The sequence below is a fragment of the Pseudomonas sp. NFACC43 genome, from assembly GCF_900119645.1.
GTDB lineage: Bacteria > Pseudomonadota > Gammaproteobacteria > Pseudomonadales > Pseudomonadaceae > Aquipseudomonas.
On record NZ_FPKK01000016.1, the window covers coordinates 86,856 to 105,826 of the forward strand.

At 58.7% G+C, this 18,971-nt stretch carries 20 protein-coding genes; 9 read left to right on the forward strand and 11 right to left on the reverse strand.

Annotated features, from left to right (window positions below; genetic code table 11):
* Positions 1 to 67 precede the first annotated feature (67 nt).
* Positions 68 to 1,549 carry an anthranilate synthase component I gene (gene trpE, locus BT179_RS22805; protein ID WP_072431967.1) on the forward strand — a complete coding sequence of 494 codons (1,482 nt, stop codon included), beginning with the start codon at positions 68 to 70 and terminating at the stop codon, positions 1,547 to 1,549.
* 63 nt (positions 1,550 to 1,612) lie between these two features.
* Here trpE and estP read toward each other — a convergent pair whose 3' ends face one another.
* Entirely contained in the window at positions 1,613 to 3,517 is a 1,905-nt protein-coding gene (gene estP, locus BT179_RS22810) for an esterase EstP (protein ID WP_072431968.1), read from the reverse strand.
* Positions 3,518 to 3,926: 409 nt separating this feature from the next.
* On the opposite strand from estP, the gene BT179_RS22815 reads away from it, so the two are divergent.
* From BT179_RS22815 to BT179_RS22830, 4 genes are read left to right on the forward strand one after another with little or no spacing between them, the layout of a single operon-like run.
* A complete protein-coding gene (locus BT179_RS22815; protein WP_072431969.1) occupies positions 3,927 to 4,520 on the forward strand; it encodes an aminodeoxychorismate/anthranilate synthase component II in 594 nt (197 codons plus the stop codon).
* 9 nt (positions 4,521 to 4,529) lie between these two features.
* Positions 4,530 to 5,579 (forward strand): anthranilate phosphoribosyltransferase, encoded by a 1,050-nt coding sequence (trpD, locus tag BT179_RS22820; protein ID WP_072389643.1) that lies wholly within the window; start codon positions 4,530 to 4,532, stop codon positions 5,577 to 5,579.
* Entirely contained in the window at positions 5,576 to 6,412 is an 837-nt protein-coding gene (gene trpC / locus BT179_RS22825) for an indole-3-glycerol phosphate synthase TrpC (RefSeq protein ID WP_072389641.1), read from the forward strand. The genes trpD and trpC overlap by 4 nt, the downstream gene beginning before the upstream one ends.
* 4 nt (positions 6,413 to 6,416) lie before the next feature.
* Positions 6,417 to 7,112 carry a lipoate--protein ligase family protein gene (locus BT179_RS22830; RefSeq protein ID WP_072431970.1) on the forward strand — a complete coding sequence of 232 codons (696 nt, stop codon included), beginning with the start codon at positions 6,417 to 6,419 and terminating at the stop codon, positions 7,110 to 7,112.
* On the opposite strand, the gene crp is transcribed toward BT179_RS22830, so the two are convergent.
* A complete protein-coding gene (gene crp / locus BT179_RS22835) occupies positions 7,109 to 7,753 on the reverse strand; it encodes a cAMP-activated global transcriptional regulator CRP (RefSeq protein ID WP_072389637.1) in 645 nt (214 codons plus the stop codon). The two genes, BT179_RS22830 and crp, sit on opposite strands and share 4 nt — an antisense overlap.
* Positions 7,754 to 7,998: 245 nt before the next feature.
* Between crp and BT179_RS22840 the strand changes: the two genes are divergently transcribed.
* Positions 7,999 to 8,421: an OsmC family protein gene (locus BT179_RS22840; RefSeq protein ID WP_042730268.1), complete on the forward strand. Its 423-nt coding sequence runs from the start codon at positions 7,999 to 8,001 to the stop codon at positions 8,419 to 8,421.
* A gap of 109 nt (positions 8,422 to 8,530) precedes the next feature.
* Here the strand turns inward: BT179_RS22840 and coq7 are convergent, their stop codons facing one another.
* From coq7 to hemJ, 6 genes are all read right to left on the reverse strand, one after another.
* Positions 8,531 to 9,178: a 2-polyprenyl-3-methyl-6-methoxy-1,4-benzoquinone monooxygenase gene (gene coq7 / locus BT179_RS22845; protein ID WP_072431971.1), complete on the reverse strand. Its 648-nt coding sequence runs from the start codon at positions 9,176 to 9,178 to the stop codon at positions 8,531 to 8,533.
* 73 nt (positions 9,179 to 9,251) lie between these two features.
* Positions 9,252 to 9,590: a histidine triad nucleotide-binding protein gene (locus BT179_RS22850; RefSeq protein ID WP_072389633.1), complete on the reverse strand. Its 339-nt coding sequence runs from the start codon at positions 9,588 to 9,590 to the stop codon at positions 9,252 to 9,254.
* A 79-nt stretch (positions 9,591 to 9,669) separates the two neighbouring features.
* Positions 9,670 to 10,458, reverse strand: a complete 789-nt coding sequence (locus BT179_RS22855) for an SDR family NAD(P)-dependent oxidoreductase (RefSeq protein ID WP_072389631.1) — start codon at positions 10,456 to 10,458, stop codon at positions 9,670 to 9,672.
* 62 nt (positions 10,459 to 10,520) lie between these two features.
* A complete protein-coding gene (locus BT179_RS22860) occupies positions 10,521 to 11,465 on the reverse strand; it encodes a DUF805 domain-containing protein (protein ID WP_072431972.1) in 945 nt (314 codons plus the stop codon).
* Between the two features lie 54 nt (positions 11,466 to 11,519).
* The gene (locus BT179_RS22865) at positions 11,520 to 12,488 is read right to left on the reverse strand and encodes an NAD(P)H-dependent flavin oxidoreductase (protein WP_072431973.1); all 969 of its coding nucleotides are present in this window, start codon (positions 12,486 to 12,488) and stop codon (positions 11,520 to 11,522) included.
* A 36-nt stretch (positions 12,489 to 12,524) separates the two neighbouring features.
* Positions 12,525 to 12,956: a protoporphyrinogen oxidase HemJ gene (gene hemJ, locus BT179_RS22870; RefSeq protein ID WP_072389625.1), complete on the reverse strand. Its 432-nt coding sequence runs from the start codon at positions 12,954 to 12,956 to the stop codon at positions 12,525 to 12,527.
* A gap of 132 nt (positions 12,957 to 13,088) precedes the next feature.
* Between hemJ and argC the strand changes: the two genes are divergently transcribed.
* Positions 13,089 to 14,123 (forward strand): N-acetyl-gamma-glutamyl-phosphate reductase, encoded by a 1,035-nt coding sequence (gene argC, locus BT179_RS22875; RefSeq protein ID WP_072431974.1) that lies wholly within the window; start codon positions 13,089 to 13,091, stop codon positions 14,121 to 14,123.
* Between the two features lie 158 nt (positions 14,124 to 14,281).
* Positions 14,282 to 14,632, forward strand: a complete 351-nt coding sequence (erpA, locus tag BT179_RS22880) for an iron-sulfur cluster insertion protein ErpA (RefSeq protein WP_053156455.1) — start codon at positions 14,282 to 14,284, stop codon at positions 14,630 to 14,632.
* A gap of 76 nt (positions 14,633 to 14,708) precedes the next feature.
* Here the strand turns inward: erpA and BT179_RS22885 are convergent, their stop codons facing one another.
* The gene (locus tag BT179_RS22885; protein ID WP_072431975.1) at positions 14,709 to 15,800 is read right to left on the reverse strand and encodes an anhydro-N-acetylmuramic acid kinase; all 1,092 of its coding nucleotides are present in this window, start codon (positions 15,798 to 15,800) and stop codon (positions 14,709 to 14,711) included.
* Between the two features lie 3 nt (positions 15,801 to 15,803).
* Positions 15,804 to 17,219, reverse strand: a complete 1,416-nt coding sequence (locus BT179_RS22890) for a peptidoglycan DD-metalloendopeptidase family protein (protein WP_072431976.1) — start codon at positions 17,217 to 17,219, stop codon at positions 15,804 to 15,806.
* A gap of 210 nt (positions 17,220 to 17,429) precedes the next feature.
* Between BT179_RS22890 and tyrS the strand changes: the two genes are divergently transcribed.
* Positions 17,430 to 18,629, forward strand: coding sequence for a tyrosine--tRNA ligase (tyrS, locus tag BT179_RS22895; RefSeq protein WP_072389616.1), 1,200 nt, complete (start codon positions 17,430 to 17,432; stop codon positions 18,627 to 18,629).
* A gap of 122 nt (positions 18,630 to 18,751) precedes the next feature.
* Here tyrS and BT179_RS26875 read toward each other — a convergent pair.
* Positions 18,752 to 18,971: hypothetical protein (locus tag BT179_RS26875; RefSeq protein ID WP_256343849.1), on the reverse strand; the 220-nt coding region annotated here is incomplete at its 5' end.

The window sequence follows — 18,971 nt, forward strand, 5'->3', positions numbered from 1 at the left end:
ATCCTGGCCGGTTATCCGGCGTGTTTGCATACCTGACTTCCAGCTCCTCTTGCCACGAGGCACCCTCATGATTCGCGAAGAATTCCTGCGCCTGGCTGCTGCCGGCTATAACCGCATTCCCCTTGCCTGCGAAACCCTGGCTGACTTCGACACGCCGCTGTCGATCTACCTCAAGCTGGCCGACCAGCCCAATTCCTACCTGCTCGAATCGGTACAGGGCGGGGAGAAGTGGGGCCGTTATTCCATCATCGGCCTGCCATGCCGCACAGTGCTGCGGGTGCACGACCATCGCATCAGCGTGACCCATGACGGCATCGAGATCGAAAGCCTCGAAGTCGAGGACCCGCTGGCCTTCGTCGAAACCTTCAAGGCCCGTTACAACGTACCCACCATCCCAGGGCTGCCGCGTTTCAACGGTGGCCTGGTGGGGTACTTTGGCTACGACTGCGTGCGTTACGTGGAAAAGCGCTTGGGCACCTGCCCGAACCCGGATCCATTGGGCGTGCCGGACATCCTGCTGATGGTGTCCGATGCGGTAGTGGTCTTCGATAACCTCGCAGGTAAAATGCACGCTATCGTGCTGGCCGACCCGGCCCAGGAAGATGCCTACGAGCAAGGCCTGCAAAGCTTGCAGGCGTTGTTGGAAAAACTTCGCCAGCCGATCACGCCACGCCCTGGCCTGGACTTCAGCAAGCAGGCCGCGGCCGACCCGGTATTCCGCTCCAGCTTTACCCAGGACGATTATGAAAAAGCGGTCGATACCATCAAGGAATACATCCTGGCTGGCGACTGCATGCAGGTGGTGCCGTCGCAACGAATGTCCATCGACTTCAAGGCAGCGCCTATCGATCTGTATAGAGCCCTGCGTTGCTTCAATCCGACGCCCTACATGTACTTCTTCAATTTTGGCGATTTCCATGTCGTGGGCAGTTCGCCGGAAGTATTGGTGCGGGTCGAGGACAACCTGATCACGGTTCGACCGATTGCCGGCACGCGTCCTCGTGGTGCCACGGAAGAGGCTGACCGCACCCTGGAAGAGGACCTGCTGTCGGACGCCAAGGAGATCGCCGAGCACCTGATGCTGATCGACCTGGGGCGTAACGACACCGGGCGGGTCTCGGAAGTCGGTTCGGTGAGGCTCACCGAGAAAATGGTGATCGAGCGCTATTCCAACGTCATGCACATCGTGTCCAACGTCACGGGGCAGTTGAAGGCCGGGTTGACGGCAATGGATGCCCTGCGAGCGATCCTGCCCGCAGGCACCTTGTCGGGCGCGCCGAAGATTCGGGCGATGGAAATCATCGATGAGCTGGAGCCGGTCAAGCGGGGGGTGTACGGCGGAGCCGTCGGCTATTTCGCCTGGAACGGCAACATGGACACTGCCATTGCCATTCGCACGGCAGTCATCAAGAACGGCGAACTGCATGTACAGGCCGGAGGAGGTATCGTTGCCGATTCGGTACCGGCGCTGGAATGGGAAGAAACGCTGAACAAGCGTCGGGCGATGTTCCGCGCGGTGGCGTTGGCCGAGCAGGCCCCGAACGACTGAAACCCTTCATGCCTATGGTGAGCAGACAAGCTTGCTCACCATAGGCATCTGCGGTTCATCGAATCAGAAGTCCAGGCTGACCCCGAGACTTATCCCTTGCTGGGTGAAGTCGTTATCCTTGCGCAACGTATAACCCCCTCTCAACGCCAGCTCGCTGGTCAACTTGTGGCTGACCCCCAGGCTCAGGCGATTCAGGTGGCTCTGTGGCGTATAGCCTTCCAGCGTGAAGTCATTGGCTGGCAGGCTGTTGAGGGCGATATTGACCTTTTGCATGTCGTCTTCATACTCGCGCTCGTGGGCGTATTCGCCATACACCTGGGTCTGACGGGTAAAGTTGTATTTACCTTGCAGACCGATGCCCAGGCGTTTCGAGTCGCGGGTCTGGTCGTCGAAGGTCAGGGCCGTGGAGCGGCTGCCCTGTTCCGAATAGCCGTCGACTTCCACCCTCGCATAATCGGCACTGACGAAGGGTGACAGGTGCCAGGCGCTGCCCGGCTGGGCGATGTCGTAGCCTACGCGGGTACTGAATGCCCAGAGATGCCCGTCGGTGTCGCCTTTCTCCTGGGCTTCGTTGACGCCCAGTTGGAATTTGCGCTCCAGGTTGTCGTAGTCGAGCTTGCCACCGGTCAGCGCCGCATCGGCCCACCAGCGGCTCTGCTGGAACTGGGCGAAAGCGGTGGCCAGGTAGCTGTTGAGCTTGTAGTCCGAATCGTTGTCACCAGCCTCCATGTCCTGGCGGTAGAGCCCAGCGGCGATGCCCACGCGCCAGGCCTCGTTGAGGCGATAGCTGCCACCTACGTTGAGGCTGTAGCCGCTGCCGTCGGCGCTGGCACCGCTGCCCTGGCTGTCCACGTCGAGATGCTGTCCACCGCCGTTGACGATGGCTCGCCATTGACCGACCGCTTGCCAATCTTCCCAATCCGACTGCCATTGGCTGCGCAGCTCGTCCTGGTGGGCCCGTAGAGTCGAATGGGCCATTTCCGGCAGCAGCGTCAGTTCCCACGGTGCCGCGAGTAGGGAGAAGGCGTAGTCGGCGATCAGCTTCTGCCCGGCCTCGGTGGGGTGGACGGAGTCGTTGTAGATCAGTTTGCTGGGGTCGGGTGTTGCGCTGTTGATGCCGTAGGTGGGGTTTTCCGTGCAGCCATTGCCGCTGAAGCAGGTTGCCGTGAGATTCTCGCCGGTGGCGAGGCCGAAACGCGCGGGATCGGCGAAGCTTTCTCGAAGCAGCAAAGGAATGTTCAGCGGAATGACCTCGGCGTCGATACCTTGCAGTCGCGCGACGAGCTGTTGGTTGAAGTCGTTGCTCAGTTGCGACACGGCGCCCTGCAAAGGTGTGCCGTTGAGGGCGGGGGTCAGTCCCAAGTCCGGCAGCAGCCAGACCATCACATAGCGGGCGCCCGCTGTTTGCAGCACCTGGACGCTGTTGGCCAGGCGGTCCGCCGCAGCCTGGGCCTGAGCCGTGGTCAACACCAGACCCTGGAGAAAGTCGTTGCCGCCACCGGAGAGGTAATACAGCGCATTCGGATCGGCGCGCCGCCCGTTGGCCAGGTATCCGGGACGGCTGCGTTCTCCAGTGTCGGAAACACTGGTGATCGAATCGAGGATCTGGTCGGTGCGGTAACCGCCCACTGCCCAGTTGTTGCCGTCCGCCAAGCCCTCGTTGGCACGCACCGCGGAGGTGGAGGCGGCGGTTTCATCGGCGGAGAAGCCCAGGCGCCCGCCCAGCAGTTGGGTGGAATTGGCGGAATACGCCTCGCCACTGCCATCCTGGTAGAGTGGGCCGGTGCGGTTGGTGAAACGCTGGGTTGACCCTGCCGGTCCATCCGGGTCGGTGAACTGGCCTGCGTCGTTGAGGCTGTCGCCAAAGACAATGAAGCTGGAGTAAGGGTTTGGAGCGGCACTCGCCTGGGCGCAGGCCATCGCGAGCACACAACTGGCAACCGGTACGAACAGCGTTTTCCTGATCATGAGAAGGTCCTTTTCGATCTTATTTTTGTTAGAAAACGAAACGACAGTACCAAAAACTCTTGGCGCTCGACCATCCATCAGTGGCATTGCGTTTGTTTCAAAGCCCTTCGGGGTTGGTCATATTGCGCGCTCTGTTCAGCTAGGCTACTGTGCCGGAACGTATGAACGAGACTTCCCCTGTGTCGATTGTCAGCAAGCTTCCGGATCAAATGATCAAGGCACACGCCCGTTGGCGTTGGCGCGCCTGAATATTCCCTGCCGGCTGTGCCGGACCTGTACCGATTTGCCTTCTTTACCTGCTTGAAAGCCGCTTCGCTGGTGCATCACATGCCCGCCAAGCGCAACACCGCGCGGGTTTCTCTTGAAGGCTTTAATTAAAAGTCAGTGAATTCAAAAGGTTGCTTACGCCATGTTGCTGATGATCGATAACTACGACTCCTTTACCTACAACGTTGTGCAATACCTGGGCGAGCTGGGCTCCGAGGTGCGAGTCGTGCGCAACGACGAACTGACCATCGCCGAAATCGAAGCGCTCAAACCCGAACGGATCGTGGTATCCCCCGGCCCGTGCACGCCGACCGAAGCGGGTGTATCCATCGAAGCCATCAATTATTTCGCCGGCAAGCTGCCCATCCTGGGGGTCTGCCTGGGCCATCAGTCCATCGGCCAAGCCTTCGGTGGCGACGTGGTGCGTGCCCGGCAAGTCATGCACGGTAAGACTAGCCCGGTATTCCACGAGGACAAGGGTGTATTCGAAGGGTTGAACCGGCCGCTCACCGTCACCCGCTACCACTCCCTGATCGTCAAGCGCGAAACGCTGCCCGACTGTCTGGAAGTGACCGCCTGGACCCAGCTCGAAGACGGTTCGGTGGACGAAATCATGGGGCTGCGCCACAAGACATTGAATATAGAGGGTGTGCAATTTCATCCCGAGTCTATTCTCACCGAACAGGGTCACGAGCTGTTCGCCAACTTCCTCAAACAAACCGGCGGCACGCGCTAAGGACTTTTCATGGATATCAAGACAGCCCTGAGCCGTATCGTCGGTCATCTCGACCTGAGCACCGACGAGATGCGTGATGTGATGCGCGAAATCATGACCGGCCAATGCACCGACGCACAGATTGGCGCGTTCATGATGGCCATGCGCATGAAGAGCGAGAGCATCGATGAAATCGTCGGCGCGGTCTCGGTCATGCGCGAGCTGGCGGACAAGGTCGAGCTCAAGACCTTGGATGGCGTGGTGGATGTGGTTGGCACCGGCGGCGACGGCGCCAATATCTTCAACGTATCCACTGCCTCGGCGTTCGTCGTCGCGGCCGCCGGCTGCACCGTGGCCAAGCACGGCAATCGTGCGGTCTCGGGCAAGAGCGGAAGTGCCGATCTGTTGGAGGCGGCCGGTATCTACTTGAACCTCACGCCGGTCCAGGTGGCACGCTGCATCGATAATGTCGGTATTGGCTTCATGTTCGCCCAGACTCATCACAGCGCCATGAAACATGCTGCCGCACCACGTCGTGACCTGGGCCTGCGCACCCTGTTCAACATGCTTGGCCCGCTTACGAATCCGGCCGGCGTGAAACACCAGGTGGTCGGAGTGTTCAGCCAGGCGCTGTGCCGGCCGTTGGCGGAGGTTCTGCAGCGTCTGGGCAGCAAGCACGTATTGGTGGTCCATTCCAAGGACGGCCTCGATGAGTTCAGCCTGGCGGCGCCTACTTATGTGGCTGAACTAAAGAATGATCAGATCAGCGAATACTGGGTCGAACCTGAAGACCTGGGCATGAAGAGCCAGAGCTTGCACGGTCTGGCGGTGGATGGGCCGGCGCAGTCGCTGGAACTGATTCGCGATGCCCTGGGACGTCGCAAGACCGAGAATGGCCAGAAGGCCGCCGAAATGATCGTGCTCAACGCTGGCGCTGCTCTATACGCCGCCGACCACGCCAGTACGCTCAAGCAGGGGGTGGAGTTGGCCCATGATGCCTTGCACACTGGCCTGGCTCGGGAAAAGCTCGAAGAGTTGGGTGCATTTACCGCTGTATTCAAAGTGGAGAACGAAGGATGAGCGTGCCAACGGTTCTGGAAAAAATCCTGGCTCGCAAGGCTGAGGAAGTGGCCGAGCGCAGTGCCCGGGTCAGTCTGGCCGAGCTGGAAAACCTGGCACGTTCGGCTGATGCTCCCCGTGGCTTCGCCAAGGCACTGATAGACCAGGCGAAGAAAAAGCAGCCGGCGGTGATTGCCGAAATCAAGAAGGCGTCCCCCAGCAAGGGCGTGATCCGTGAACACTTCGTCCCGGCCGACATCGCCAAAAGCTACGAGAAGGGTGGGGCGACCTGCCTCTCGGTGCTCACCGATATCGATTTTTTCCAAGGCGCCGACGACTACCTCAAGCAGGCGCGTGCTGCGTGCAATCTGCCAGTCATCCGCAAGGATTTCATGATCGATCCGTACCAGATCGTCGAGGCTCGAGCGTTGGGCGCCGATTGCGTGCTGTTGATCGTCTCCGCCCTGGACGACGTGAAAATGGCCGAACTGGCGGCTGTCGCCAAGGGTGTGGGGCTGGATGTACTGGTAGAGGTGCATGACGGCGAGGAATTGGAGCGGGCCTTGAAAACCCTGGATACCAGGCTGGTGGGCGTGAACAATCGAAACCTGCATACCTTCGAAGTCAGCCTGGAAACGACCCTGGACCTGCTGCCCCGCATTCCCCGTGATCGGCTGGTCATTACCGAGAGCGGTATTCTCAACCGGGCCGACGTCGAGCTGATGGAAGTCAACGACGTGTACTCGTTCCTGGTAGGTGAGGCATTCATGCGGGCCGAAAGCCCGGGTACGGAGTTGCAACGCCTGTTCTTTCCAGAGCGGGGCGTTCCGGTGAGCGGCTCGACGCTTGATTGAGCCGATGGCTCCGGTGATCGCCCTGACCGTTGAAGCCGGTCTCCAAGCCGAGCAGGACTTGTTGGCCAGTGTCTGTGCCGGCGATGCCGAGTTCGGCCTGCTGTTCTGGCGGCCCAGCGACCGCGCGTTGGTCATGCCGCGCCGTCTGGCCCGCTTGTCGGGATTCGAGTACGCCTGTGAGGTCTCGGCTGCCAGTGGCTGGCCGGTGCTGCTGCGCGAAACCGGGGGCGAACCGGTGCCGCAGTCGGCCGCTACCGTCAATATCGCCCTGGTTTATGCACCTCCACGTAGCGAGGGCGATCATGGCCGGATCGAAACTGCCTATCGTCGGTTGTGTGATCCCATTTGCCAGTTGTTGGACGAACTGGGCGGAGTGGCATCGCTAGGGGAGGTGGACGGGGCGTTTTGCGACGGTCGGTTCAACGTCAATCTCGACGGCCGTAAAATGGTTGGCACCGCTCAACGCTGGCGCCAGAGCAAGGGCGGACAGCGCCCCGTAGGCCTGGTACACGGGGCGTTGCTAGTGGACAACGAGCGCGAATCGATGGTTGCCGCGGTCAACCGCTTCAATGAAGCCTGCGGCCTGGAACAACGGGTACGGGCTGAGAGCCACATCGCCCTGCATGAAAAATTTCCCGACCCTCATGCGCTGGAGCGGCTTGACGCGCTTTATCGGAATCTGGCGGACGAGCTGTTCTAGCGCGTACCGAACACCACCATTGTCTTGCCTTTCACGCTTACCAGGTTGCGCTCTTCAAGGTCCTTGAGTACGCGACCGACCATTTCCCTCGAACACCCTACAATTCGACCGATCTCTTGCCGGGTTACCTTTATCTGCATGCCGTCCGGGTGCGTCATCGCATCGGGTTGCTTGCACAGATCCAGCAGGCAGCGGGCGACCCGACCGGTCACGTCAAAGAAGGCGAGGTCACCCACTTTGCGAGTGGTATTGCGCAAGCGCTGGGCGATCTGACCGCCGAGGACATAAAGAATGTCCGGATCCTGGAGGGACAACTCCCGGAATTTGCTGTAGCTGATTTCCGCAACTTCGCATTCGATCTTGGTCCGCACCCAGGCGCTGCGTTCCTGCTCCTTGCCCGCCTGTTCGAATAATCCCAGCTCACCGAAGAAGTCCCCTGAGTTGAGATAGGCGATGATCATTTCTCGCCCATCCTCATCCTCGATCAGGATAGTGACCGACCCCTTGATAATGAAAAACAGCGTATCGGAACGATCACCGGCACAGATGATGTTGTGTTTGGCCGGGTAGCGGCGACGCTGGCAATGCATCAAGAGTTTGTCGAGATTCTTGATCTTGGACGTGGGAGTAATGGCAACCATGGTTGTATCCCGAAAGACGGCGCAGTGTGTGTTGGTTTGGTTTTTTATGGATACGAATAGCTATCGCTAAAAGCTGGCGATACGCCAGCGAATGGTCGCCAGCTTAACAGAGCTCTCTAAATTGATTCGAGAATTTACCTAGTGCCCTGTTTCGCAGGGGCTTTGCCGGCATCGCACGTTGGAGACTGTCGTGGGGAGCGCTGTGCTAAGCTGGCGACCCTTTTTTAGACAGTGGAGTCTTGGCGATGAAGGCACGCATCCAATGGGCTGGCGAAGCCATGTTCCTCGGTGAGTCGGGCAGCGGCCACGTGGTCGTGATGGATGGTCCGCCCGATGCCGGTGGTCGAAACCTGGGTGTCCGGCCCATGGAAATGCTCCTGCTGGGCGTGGGTGGTTGCAGTAACTTCGATGTGGTCAGCATTCTCAAGAAGTCTCGCCAGGCTGTCGAAAGTTGCGAGGCCTTTCTGGAGGCGGAACGTGCCACTGAAGATCCGAAGGTGTTCACCAAGATCCACATGCATTTCGTGGTCAAGGGGCGTGCCCTGAAGGAAGCCCAGGTCAAGCGAGCCATCGAGCTGTCCGCCGAAAAATACTGCTCGGCGTCCATCATGTTGGGCGCAGCGGGCGTTGAGATCACCCACGACTATGAAATCATCGAGTTGGGTTGAGGCGGTACGCAACATGCCGTGTTCAGGCTCCTGATAAAAAAGGCGACTGCCCTGTCCGGGTAGTCGCCTTTTTTTGATGGCCTGCCTGGTCTGAAAAGGGACGCTGTGATCAGATCCGATAAGTACTCTTGGTCATGACCTTGGCCAGCAGGCTCATGCCGAACTTTACCGGTGCCGGGAATCGGAAACCGCCGGCCTCGAGGGCGCTTTCGGCATGGTGTTCTTCATCCTCGCGCATCTGCTCCAGGATCGCCCGGGACTTTCCATCCTCGGCGGGCAGTTGTTCGAGATGCTCGTTCAGATGTTTGCACACCTGATGTTCTGTCGCCGCAACGAAACCGAGGCTGACCTTGTCACTGATCAGTCCGGCTACTGCGCCTATTCCAAATGACATGCCGTAGAACAGTGGATTCAACACGCTGGTATGGCTGCCCAACTGGCGAATGCGCTGTTCGCACCAGACCAGATGATCGATTTCTTCCTCGGCCGCATGCTCCATCGCCTCGCGCACCTGGGGCAATTTCGCTGTCAGGGCCTGGCCTTGGTACAACGCCTGGGCACAGACCTCTCCCGTGTGATTGATGCGCATCAACCCGGCAACGTGGCGGGCCTGCTCGTCACTCAGTTGCGCGTCCGGCTGCACGATCGCCGGTGATGGGCGGTATGGCTGGCCACTGAAGGGCAGCAGCGTGCGCATCGCGGTATCGGCTTGCAGCAGCAGCCGGTCTATCGGCGAGTAGTGACGTTGGGTGGTCATGCTTACCTCCGGAAGAATCATGGCGACCAGTTTAACCCAACCGGTCGCTCAGGATTTGCGTTGAGTCAGGGTATCAACCCGGTGGCCAGTTCATCTGGCGCTGTCCCAGCACATGCATATGGATGTGATAGACGGTCTGCCCACCGAGTTCATTGCAATTCATCACAACGCGGAAACCTTCCTCGCACCCCAGTTCAAGCGCCAGGCGCTGGGCAGTGAACAGAATGTGCCCGGCCAGTCCTTTGTCTTCTTCGGTCAGGTCATTGAGAGTGCGGATCGGTTTCTTTGGAATGACCAGGAAATGCACCGGTGCCTGGGGGGCGATGTCATGGAAGGCCAGGACCTGGTCATCCTCGTAAATGATCTTGGCCGGGATTTCCCGGTTGATGATCTTGGAAAACAGAGTATCCAAAGTCGTTTCTCCCTTGGGGTCGTGGAACGCGAGTGTACCGAAGGTTCGGCTGGCGGGGCCGGCTTCACTTCAAATTTCATCAGCGGGGGCAGTAGGCCTTGTTGATCATGCCTGCGAGTGTCCTGACCAGCCAACGTGGTCCCAGCCGTGGCAACCTGGCCAGCCAGCGATTGCGTCGCCCCGGAATGATGATGGCCCGGTTCTTGTCCAGGGCGCGTACGGTATACAGCGCAACCTCCTCGGGGCTCATCAGTAGCTGACTGTCGATGAGTTTCCGTTCGTCCAGTTGTGCTCGGGCAAAAAAGTCGGTCCGGGTCGGCCCGGGGCACAGCACCGAGACCTTGATGGCGCATTTCTTCAGTTCGACCCGTAGGGCTTCTGAGAAGTGCAGGACATAGGCTTTGCTGGCGTAATAAGTGCTCATCCAAGGGCCGGGTTGGAACGCCGCGATAGACGCAACATTGAGGATCTGTCCGCCGCCATGCAGGGCCATGCTATTGCCAACGGCATGACAAAGGCGTGTCAGGGCGAGGATGTTGACTTCGATCAGGTCTTGTTCGGTCATCCAGTCCTGACCCAGGAATGGGCCGCAGGTGCCTATGCCGGCGCAGTTGACCAGCAGATCGATCTGCCGTTCACCTTCTTCCAGCTCCAGCAGAAACCCTGACAATCTCAGTGGCTCCCCCAGATCGCACGCGCGGAACAGGACCTCCACCCCGAACCGCTGAGTCAGTTCTATTGCGATACTTTCCAGCCGATCACGCTGGCGCGCTACCAGTATCAGGTTGCGGCCTCGCCGGGCCAGGGCTTCGGCCATGGCCAGGCCGATGCCGCTGGAGGCACCGGTGATCAGAGCGTAACGGGTCATGCAGTTCTCCATCGCAACGGCCCGCTACCAGTGGACTGAGCTGTCACCGGCGCGAAGCGCGCTTATTGTTCCTCCTCATAGTCTACAGAAGGCTCGGCGGGTTCGGCGGCAGGTTCTGCAGCAGCGTCATCGGTGTACTCGCTGCTTTCATAGCTGCTGAGCGAACTGCTGCCGTATTGGTCCTCGATAGCGCCGAAGACACCAGCCAGCGCAGCGAAGAAAATCAGCACGATCATCACCAGCCAGAGCGACGCCAGGACCTTGACTGCAGTGGAGTTGCGCGGCGGCGGTGGACCGTAGCGATTGGGCCCGTCGTTGCCCGGTGCGATGATGAGCACGAATGGGAAGATGCTGCCCACGAATGGGACAAGAGTGAGCAGCCACAGCCAACCGGACCAGCCCAGGTCATGCAGGCGCTGGACGTTGAACTGAATGCTGACAAAGGCAAAGCCGAGGAAAACGATCAACGCCAGCAGGCCACCAACCACCATGGCCGCTGTTGAGGTAGACGTGAAGAACCATGCTCCGCCAATTGCAAAACCAACGCCGATGACCAGCATCATGACGAGGGTCAGGGACATGGTCCAGGCGAGGTATCGCAGCCGTCCGATGCGACCATCGAAGCTGAACGGCTTGAGCGGGCCGAACTCGGCAACGGCCTCTCCAACCTGTGCCCGTGGTGGCGCATAGGGAGAGGCAGGTTCGATGAGTGGCTCCTGGGAGTGCATCTGCTGGGGCGAATGCTGAACCTCGCTGAGGTTCAGTTGCAGAGAAGGCTCTGCTTCGATGCGCGCATCGATTCCGCTTTTGTTGAGGGCTTCCAGGTATTTCTGCGCCTCGGTCTGGGATAGGTTGCTCTTGAGGGCCACCTTGTGTCCGCCGAAGAGTCGCTCAATGGCGCTGACGTCGCTCTTGAACAATTCAGCGAGATTGAGCTTGGCTGTGGTCGTATCGACGCCCGGCAGCAGGGCTCCGTCGAATACGATGTTGAAACGGGGTTCGCTCATTGCCGGGCATCCTTGTCATTCAAGTTTTAGTGTTTGTGTCGTGATCAGTTTGTTTCAGCGGGGCCACTGGCCGCCAAGCTGTACCACCCGGGCCTGTGCCTGGCGATATTCTTCATCCAGGCGCTTGACCAATTGATCGACGCTTGGCAAGTCATGAATCTCACCCACGCCCTGGCCAGCGGACCATACGGTTTTCCAGGCCTTGGCTTCATCGTTGAGCGGTTTGAGCTTCGAGCCGAAATCCACCTCGCCCTTGCGTTGCAGTGCGGCCAGATCGAAACCGGCCTTCTCCAGGCTTTGCCGCATGAAGCTTGCGGGTACGCCGGAAACTGCGGGAGTATGCACGATGTCTGCAGCCCGGGATGTGAGCAACATCTCCTTATAGGCGTCAGGCGCATGACTTTCAGTCGTACCGATAAAACGTGTTCCGAAGTAGGTCAGATCCGCGCCCAGCAATTGAGCGGCCAGAATCTCATGACCATGGTTCAGGCACCCCGCAAGCAGCAGGGTCTTGTCGAAGAACTGCCGGATTTCGGCGACCAGCGCAAACGGGCTCCAGGTTCCGGCGTGCCCTCCGGCCCCCGCAGCCACGGCGATCAGTCCATCGACACCGGCTTCGGCTGCTTTCTCGGCATGACGACGTGTGGTCACGTCATGAAATACCAGGCCTCCATAGCCATGGACCGCGTCCACCAGCTCTTTCACCGCACCGAGACTGGTGATGACGATCGGCACCTGGTGTTCGATGCAGATCGCCAGGTCGGCCTCGAGCCTCGGGTTGCTCTGATGGACGATCAGGTTGACCGCGTAAGGGGCAGGGGTCTCCATCCTTGTCAGGCCCGCTTCTATTTCCTCCAGCCAGGCCTTGAAGCCACTGCTCTCACGCTGATTCAGCGCGGGGAAGCTGCCGACGATACCGTTGCGACAGCAGGCCAGTACCAGCTGTGGGTTGGAGATCAGGAACATTGGCGCCGCCACTACAGGCAGGTGCAGGCGTTGTTCAAGCAGAGCGGGTAGCGACATCTGGAAGTACCCCGGATAAGAAGCATCGATTGGAAGTTAGAACGGCCGAACCACGACCAGAATTACGATAGCCAGCAATATCAGAACCGGCACTTCATTGAACCAGCGATAAAAGACATGGCTGCGGGTGTTTTCGCCACGGGCGAAACGCTTCAGCTGGGCGCCGCACATATGGTGATAGCCAATCAGCAATACCACCAGTGTCAGCTTGGCATGCATCCAGCCGCCTTGGGTGAAATAGGCGCTGGCGTTGAGGCTGAGCAGCCAGATGCCGAACACCAGGGTCGCGATCATCGCGGGTCCCATGATGCCGCGATACAACTTGCGCTCCATGACGCTGAAGCGCTCCTTGCTGATGTTGTCTTCGCTCTGGGCGTGATAGACAAACAGGCGAGGCAGGTAGAACAGGCCGGCGAACCAGCAGACCATGCTGACGATATGAAGCGCTTTGAGCCAAAGATAGAGCATTTTCTCGATTCCCAGATTCACGGTAGCCCGATAGTAGAGGTTAGAGCCGCCACACGTCACCTTGGCGGTTGTCGCCACGCCGCGCCGCCCCTATCATCGACGGTTTTCCAGTGGTTCGTTGAGGGCAGGTTTATGGTCAAGGTCGGTATCGTCGGCGGCACGGGTTACACCGGTGTCGAACTGCTGCGTCTGTTGGCACAACATCCGCAGGCTGAGGTGGTGGTCATCACCTCCCGATCCGAGGCGGGCCTGGCCGTGGCCGATATGTACCCGAACCTGCGAGGTCATTACGATGGCCTGGCATTCAGCGTTCCCGACATCAAGACGCTGGGCGCCTGCGATGTGGTGTTCTTCGCCACGCCCCATGGCGTCGCCCATGCCCTGGCGGGCGAATTGCTGGCCGCCGGAACCAAGGTTATCGACCTGTCAGCTGACTTCCGCTTGCAGAATGCGGATGAATGGACCAAGTGGTACGGCCAGCCTCACGGCGCGCCAGAGTTGCTGGACGAGGCGGTCTACGGACTACCGGAAGTCAATCGCGAAAAAATCAGGCAAGCACGGCTGATCGCGGTCCCGGGATGTTATCCGACTGCGACGCAATTGGGTTTCCTGCCGTTGCTCGAAGCCGGTCTGGCGGACGCTTCGCGTCTGATCGCTGACTGTAAGTCCGGTATCAGTGGCGCAGGTCGTGGTGCCAGCGTCGGCTCGTTGTATAGCGAGACGTCGGAGAGCTTCAAGGCGTATGCCGTGAAAGGGCACCGTCACCTGCCGGAAATTCGCCAAGGGTTGCGCCGGGCTGCAGGCAAGGAGGTCGGCCTTACATTCGTGCCGCATCTGACGCCCATGATCCGTGGTATTCATTCCACGCTCTATGCCACTGTGACCGATCGCTCCGTGGACCTGCAGGCATTGTTCGAAAAGCGCTATGCCGACGAACCGTTCGTCGATGTGATGCCAGCTGGCAGTCACCCAGAAACTCGTAGCGTGCGGGGGGCTAACGTCTGCCGGATCGCCGTGCATCGTCCACAGGATGGCGATCTGGTCGTGGTGTTGTCGGTCATCGATAACTTGGTCAAGGGGGCTTCGGGGCAGGCAGTGCAGAACATGAACATTCTGTTTGGGCTGGATGAGCGACTGGGCCTTTCCCATGCGGGCATGTTGCCCTGATAAGTGGTTGTCATGTGCGGCAAGCCTGGTACTCGGGCTGTCCGCTTCGACACCTGTGGCTGCCGCTGCTCTTCAAATAGTTGACCAGTTTTCTAGGAGAAGCGGATAATGCCTGCCATCACGCATTATGGCGGCGTCAACGCCGGGAGATATTCAGCATGAGCGTCGAAACCTTCACACCCACGGCTTTGCAGTTCACCCACGGTGCTGCGCACAAGGTGAAAAGCCTGGTCGACGAAGAGGGGAATGATCGTTTGAAGCTGCGCGTGTTCGTGACGGGCGGTGGCTGTTCAGGTTTTCAGTATGGCTTCACGTTCGATGAAGAAGTGGCTGAAGATGACACAGTCGTTGAGCGCGAAGGCGTCAGCCTGGTGGTCGACCCGATGAGCTTCCAATACCTGGCCGGTGCCGAGGTGGATTATCAGGAAGGTCTGGAAGGCTCGCGTTTTGTGATCAAGAATCCGAACGCCACTACTACCTGTGGCTGCGGGTCATCCTTCTCGATCTGATTGTCGCGACACCTACAGCAAAAAGCCGCAGAGCCTTCAAGGCACTGCGGCTTTTTGCTGTTGGGATCAGGCTGGTTCAGGCGGGGTAGATAGCGCCGAGCACTCGAAGGCCTCGGGCGCCTGTGACACTGGGGCGATTCGCTGGAATGTATTCAAGGCAGCAATGAGCGAGCCATGCGAAAGCCATCGCTTCGACCCAGTCCGGGTCTACCCCGTAGACTGCTGTGCTGCTGACTTCGGTGCTCGGCATGAGGTCGGCCAGGCGCTTCATAAGGGCTGTGTTGTGAGCTCCACCGCCACATACCAGCAGTTCACGGGTATCCGCCTGGGCATTTTGCAGTGACTCGACGATAGTCAGGGCTGTCAGTTCAAGCAGCGTGGCCTGCACATTCTCGGCGGCGAGAGTGGGTAGTTGCGAGAGGTGTCGAGTCAGCCAGGGCAGGTTGAATACCTCCCGGCCGGTACTTTTCGGTCCCTTGGTGACAAAGAAAGGATCGCTGAGCATTGCCTTGAGTAGGGCGGGCTCCACTGTCCCGCTGGCGGCCCATCGTCCATCACGGTCGAATTGCTCATTGCGCTGTTGATGAATCCAGGCATCAAGCAACACGTTGCCAGGCCCGCAATCGAAGCCTGCGACCGGTTTTCCTGGTTCTATCAAGCTGAGGTTGCTGAAGCCGCCGACATTCAGTACGGCACGGTTGCCGTCACGTTTCTCGAATAGAGCCTCGTGGAAAGCCGGGACCAGCGGCGCGCCTTGACCTCCCGCGGCTACATCGCGACTGCGGAAGTCGCTGACGATGGTAATTCCGGTCAGCTCGCTCAGCAGAGCGGGATTGCCGATCTGTACGGTAAAGCCGCGGGCCGGTTCATGACGAATGGTCTGGCCATGGCTGCCGATTGCTCTTACATTTTCCGGCTTGAGGTTTTGGCTTTCGAGCAGGGCATGGATGCCTTGGGCGGCGAGCTGTACCCAGTTCTGCTGAGCGATGGCCGAGCGGGCTATCTCATCGGGGCCGCTGGCGCACAGGCCCAACAACTCGCTGCGCATGGAATCGGGCATGGGAATGTAGTGCGTGGCGATCAATCTGATCGCCGGAGTCAATTCAACCAATGCGATATCCAGGCCATCCAGGCTCGTCCCGGACATCACACCGATATAAAGCACCATGGCTTAACGCTTGCTCGAAGCCAGCATCGTGGCCTTTTCCTGGTCCATGCGAGCCATCAAGGGCTGGCTTTGCGCCAGGAAGCGTGCGCGTTCGGATTTTGCGATCGGATCAGCCATAGGCAGCTTCTGGCCAAGCGGATCGACGTGAACGCCGTTGACCTGGAACTCATAGTGCAGGTGTGGTCCGGTCGACAACCCCGTGGTGCCGATATAGCCGATGACCTGGCCCTGCTTGACACTGCCGCCGGTCTTCACGCCTTTGGCAAAACCTTGCATGTGACCATACAGCGTACGGTAGGTATTGCCGTGCTGGATGATGACTGTGTTGCCGTAACCGCCGCGGCGGCCGGCCAGCAAGACCTTGCCATCGCCGGCAGCCTTGATTGGGGTGCCTCGGGGGGCGGCGTAGTCGACACCTTTATGGGCGCGAATCTTGTTCAGGATAGGGTGTTTGCGGCCTGCGGAAAATTTCGAGCTGATGCGGGCGAAGTCAACCGGCGTGCGGATGAACGCCTTGCGCATGCTGTTGCCGTCGGCAGTGTAGTAACTGCTGTTGCCTTGTTTGTTGGTGTAGCGCACCGCAGTGTAAGTCTTGCCGCGATTGGTGAAGCGCGCGGAGAGAATCGGGCCGTTGCCGACGGCCTTTCCGTTGACCACTTTCTGCTCGTAGATCACGTCGAATTCGTCGCCCTGGCGAATATCCTGGGCGAAATCGATGTCGTAGCCGAATACGTTGGCCATGTCCATCGTCAGGCTATGTGAAAGGCCTGCACGTGCGGCCGATTGTGATAGAGAGCTATTGATCACACCGTGGACGTAGGCCGAGCGTACGGTAGGCTTGGCGGTAATGCGATTGAAGGCATAACCCTTGTCACTCTTTGTCAGGGTAATGCTTTCCAGGTCGCTCAGCTTGGTGTGCAAGCTGGCCAGCTCTCCAGTCGGATTGAGTTCGAACTCGAGTTTCTGGCCCCGTTGCAATTGAGTGAACTGCTTGGCTTGCTTGTCGCTGGCCAGAATCTCGTGGACCGAGGTAGCGGGCAGGCCGACCTTCTCAAAAAGTGTGGAAAGGGTATCGCCTTTGGCCACGATCACCTCACGATGGCCAGGCTCCTTCTTTTCTTCCACGACCGGGGGCTCGACCTGAGCGGTCTCGGCGGTGTCTTCAGGACTGTCTTCAATCTGTGCGAAAGGGGAAGCGCTCTGTTCGTTTGTGGCCTGGACGGCTTCGGCAGCGTCTTGATCTTGTGTCAGTTGTTCGGCAGGGCTTTCCAGTTCGAGACTCAGAGTCGTCTTTTTGGCTTCAACGTCGCTGGAAGGAAATACCAGGAGCGCCAGGCTAAGGAGGGCGGCGATTCCACTTGCGGCCAGCAAGTGGGTCTTTGGGTAAAGCGGTGGCGCTTTAGACGGTTCTGTGGTCATGAGTAATTTGACTTTTGAAAAGATGAATTGGAAAAGATGAATGACATGATGAAGATGAAATAACTGTATAAAATATAACCAAATCCCCTTCGAAGCAAGTCCGCAGGCGTTCTGCTCGTGGATTGGTTGTCGTGCGCCGGTCAAACTTTGTATTTGGTGTGCGATCTTGTATGGTTGGGGCCCTTTGAATCTGAGCCTTGCGGGTCTGTTATGAAGTCGGTTGAAGAGCAGCTAGCGCTGATCAAACGTGGTGCGGAAGAACTGTTGGTCGAGTCCGAGCTGATCGAAAAGCTCAAGCGTGGGCAACCGTTGCGCATCAAGGCTGGTTTCGACCCGACAGCCCCTGACCTGCATCTAGGGCACACTGTACTGATCAACAAGCTGCGTCAGTTTCAGGAACTGGGGCATCAGGTTATCTTCCTTATAGGTGATTTCACCGGGATGATTGGCGACCCGAGTGGGAAGAGTGCCACGCGTCCACCGCTGACTCGCGAGCAGGTGCTCGAGAATGCCGAGACCTATAAGGCTCAGGTTTTCAAGATTCTGGATCCGGCCAGGACCGAGGTCGCATTCAACTCTACCTGGATGGACCAGATGGGGCCTGCGGACTTCATTCGCCTGACCTCTCAGTACACGGTTGCGCGCATGCTCGAGCGCGACGATTTTGACAAGCGCTACACAACCAACCAGCCGATTGCTATCCATGAGTTTCTCTACCCGCTTGTGCAGGGCTATGACTCGGTTGCGTTGCGTGCTGATGTCGAGCTTGGCGGTACGGACCAGAAGTTCAACCTGCTGATGGGGCGAGAGCTGCAGCGTAGTTATGGCCAAGAGGCTCAGTGCATCCTAACCATGCCTTTGCTGGAAGGTTTGGATGGCGTGAAGAAGATGTCCAAGTCGCTGGGTAACTACGTCGGTATTCAGGAGGCGCCGGGCGTTATGTACGGCAAGCTGGTTTCCATTCCTGATGCATTAATGTGGCGTTACTTTGAATTGCTGAGCTTCCGCTCTATGGGCGAGATCGATGCATTCCGTTCTGATGTCGAGGCTGGGGCCAATCCGCGGGATATCAAGATCAAGTTGGCTGAGGAGATCGTTGCCCGTTTCCATGGTGAGGAGGCGGCTGCCAATGCTCATCGTGCGGCAGGCAATCGCATGAAGGATGGTGAGTTACCCGATGATTTGCCGGAAATCGAGCTGGCTGCCGGTGAGGATATGCCGATTGCTGCTGTCCTTAACAAAGCGGGGCTGGTCAAGAACGCGGCGGTGGCGCGAGATCTTCTGGGGTCGGGTGGGGTGCGCGTTGATGGGGAGGTCGTGGATCGCACCTTTATATATAAGCTGGGCGCCACGCATGTCTGTCAGGCCGGAAAGAAGGCTTTTGCACGCATTACGCTTAAATCCGAGTAAATCTGGAAATAGGTGTTGACGGCAGATTCTGAGTCTCTATAATTCGCCCCACTTCCGGCGCAGTCGAAACGGAAAACTTCTTGAGATTCAATAAGTTATGAAGTTTTCGGGTGTGCAGGGCTTCAAATCATCGAAGTCCGGAAGGGGTCGACAGGGTTGCAGTCAAGTCCCGTCGGCACTTCGATCTTCACGATCGAAGACGCTGGAAAAGAGGTGTTGACAGCAGCGGCTAACGCTGTAGAATTCGCCTCCCGCTGACGAGAGATCGAAAGCGCAAGTGGTTGAAGTTGCAAAGGAAACTTTGAAAACTTCTGAAAATAACCACTTGACAGATGTACGGGG

Coding starts and splice junctions, on each gene's coding strand:
- trpE (WP_072431967.1), top strand. CDS start 68: ATGATTCGCGAAGAATTCCTGCGCCTGGCTGCTGCCGGCTATAACCGC.
- estP (WP_072431968.1), bottom strand. CDS start 3,517: ATGATCAGGAAAACGCTGTTCGTACCGGTTGCCAGTTGTGTGCTCGCG.
- BT179_RS22815 (WP_072431969.1), top strand. CDS start 3,927: ATGTTGCTGATGATCGATAACTACGACTCCTTTACCTACAACGTTGTG.
- trpD (WP_072389643.1), top strand. CDS start 4,530: ATGGATATCAAGACAGCCCTGAGCCGTATCGTCGGTCATCTCGACCTG.
- trpC (WP_072389641.1), top strand. CDS start 5,576: ATGAGCGTGCCAACGGTTCTGGAAAAAATCCTGGCTCGCAAGGCTGAG.
- BT179_RS22830 (WP_072431970.1), top strand. CDS start 6,417: ATGGCTCCGGTGATCGCCCTGACCGTTGAAGCCGGTCTCCAAGCCGAG.
- crp (WP_072389637.1), bottom strand. CDS start 7,753: ATGGTTGCCATTACTCCCACGTCCAAGATCAAGAATCTCGACAAACTC.
- BT179_RS22840 (WP_042730268.1), top strand. CDS start 7,999: ATGAAGGCACGCATCCAATGGGCTGGCGAAGCCATGTTCCTCGGTGAG.
- coq7 (WP_072431971.1), bottom strand. CDS start 9,178: ATGACCACCCAACGTCACTACTCGCCGATAGACCGGCTGCTGCTGCAA.
- BT179_RS22855 (WP_072389631.1), bottom strand. CDS start 10,458: ATGACCCGTTACGCTCTGATCACCGGTGCCTCCAGCGGCATCGGCCTG.
- BT179_RS22860 (WP_072431972.1), bottom strand. CDS start 11,465: ATGAGCGAACCCCGTTTCAACATCGTATTCGACGGAGCCCTGCTGCCG.
- BT179_RS22865 (WP_072431973.1), bottom strand. CDS start 12,488: ATGTCGCTACCCGCTCTGCTTGAACAACGCCTGCACCTGCCTGTAGTG.
- hemJ (WP_072389625.1), bottom strand. CDS start 12,956: ATGCTCTATCTTTGGCTCAAAGCGCTTCATATCGTCAGCATGGTCTGC.
- argC (WP_072431974.1), top strand. CDS start 13,089: ATGGTCAAGGTCGGTATCGTCGGCGGCACGGGTTACACCGGTGTCGAA.
- erpA (WP_053156455.1), top strand. CDS start 14,282: ATGAGCGTCGAAACCTTCACACCCACGGCTTTGCAGTTCACCCACGGT.
- BT179_RS22885 (WP_072431975.1), bottom strand. CDS start 15,800: ATGGTGCTTTATATCGGTGTGATGTCCGGGACGAGCCTGGATGGCCTG.
- BT179_RS22890 (WP_072431976.1), bottom strand. CDS start 17,219: ATGACCACAGAACCGTCTAAAGCGCCACCGCTTTACCCAAAGACCCAC.
- tyrS (WP_072389616.1), top strand. CDS start 17,430: ATGAAGTCGGTTGAAGAGCAGCTAGCGCTGATCAAACGTGGTGCGGAA.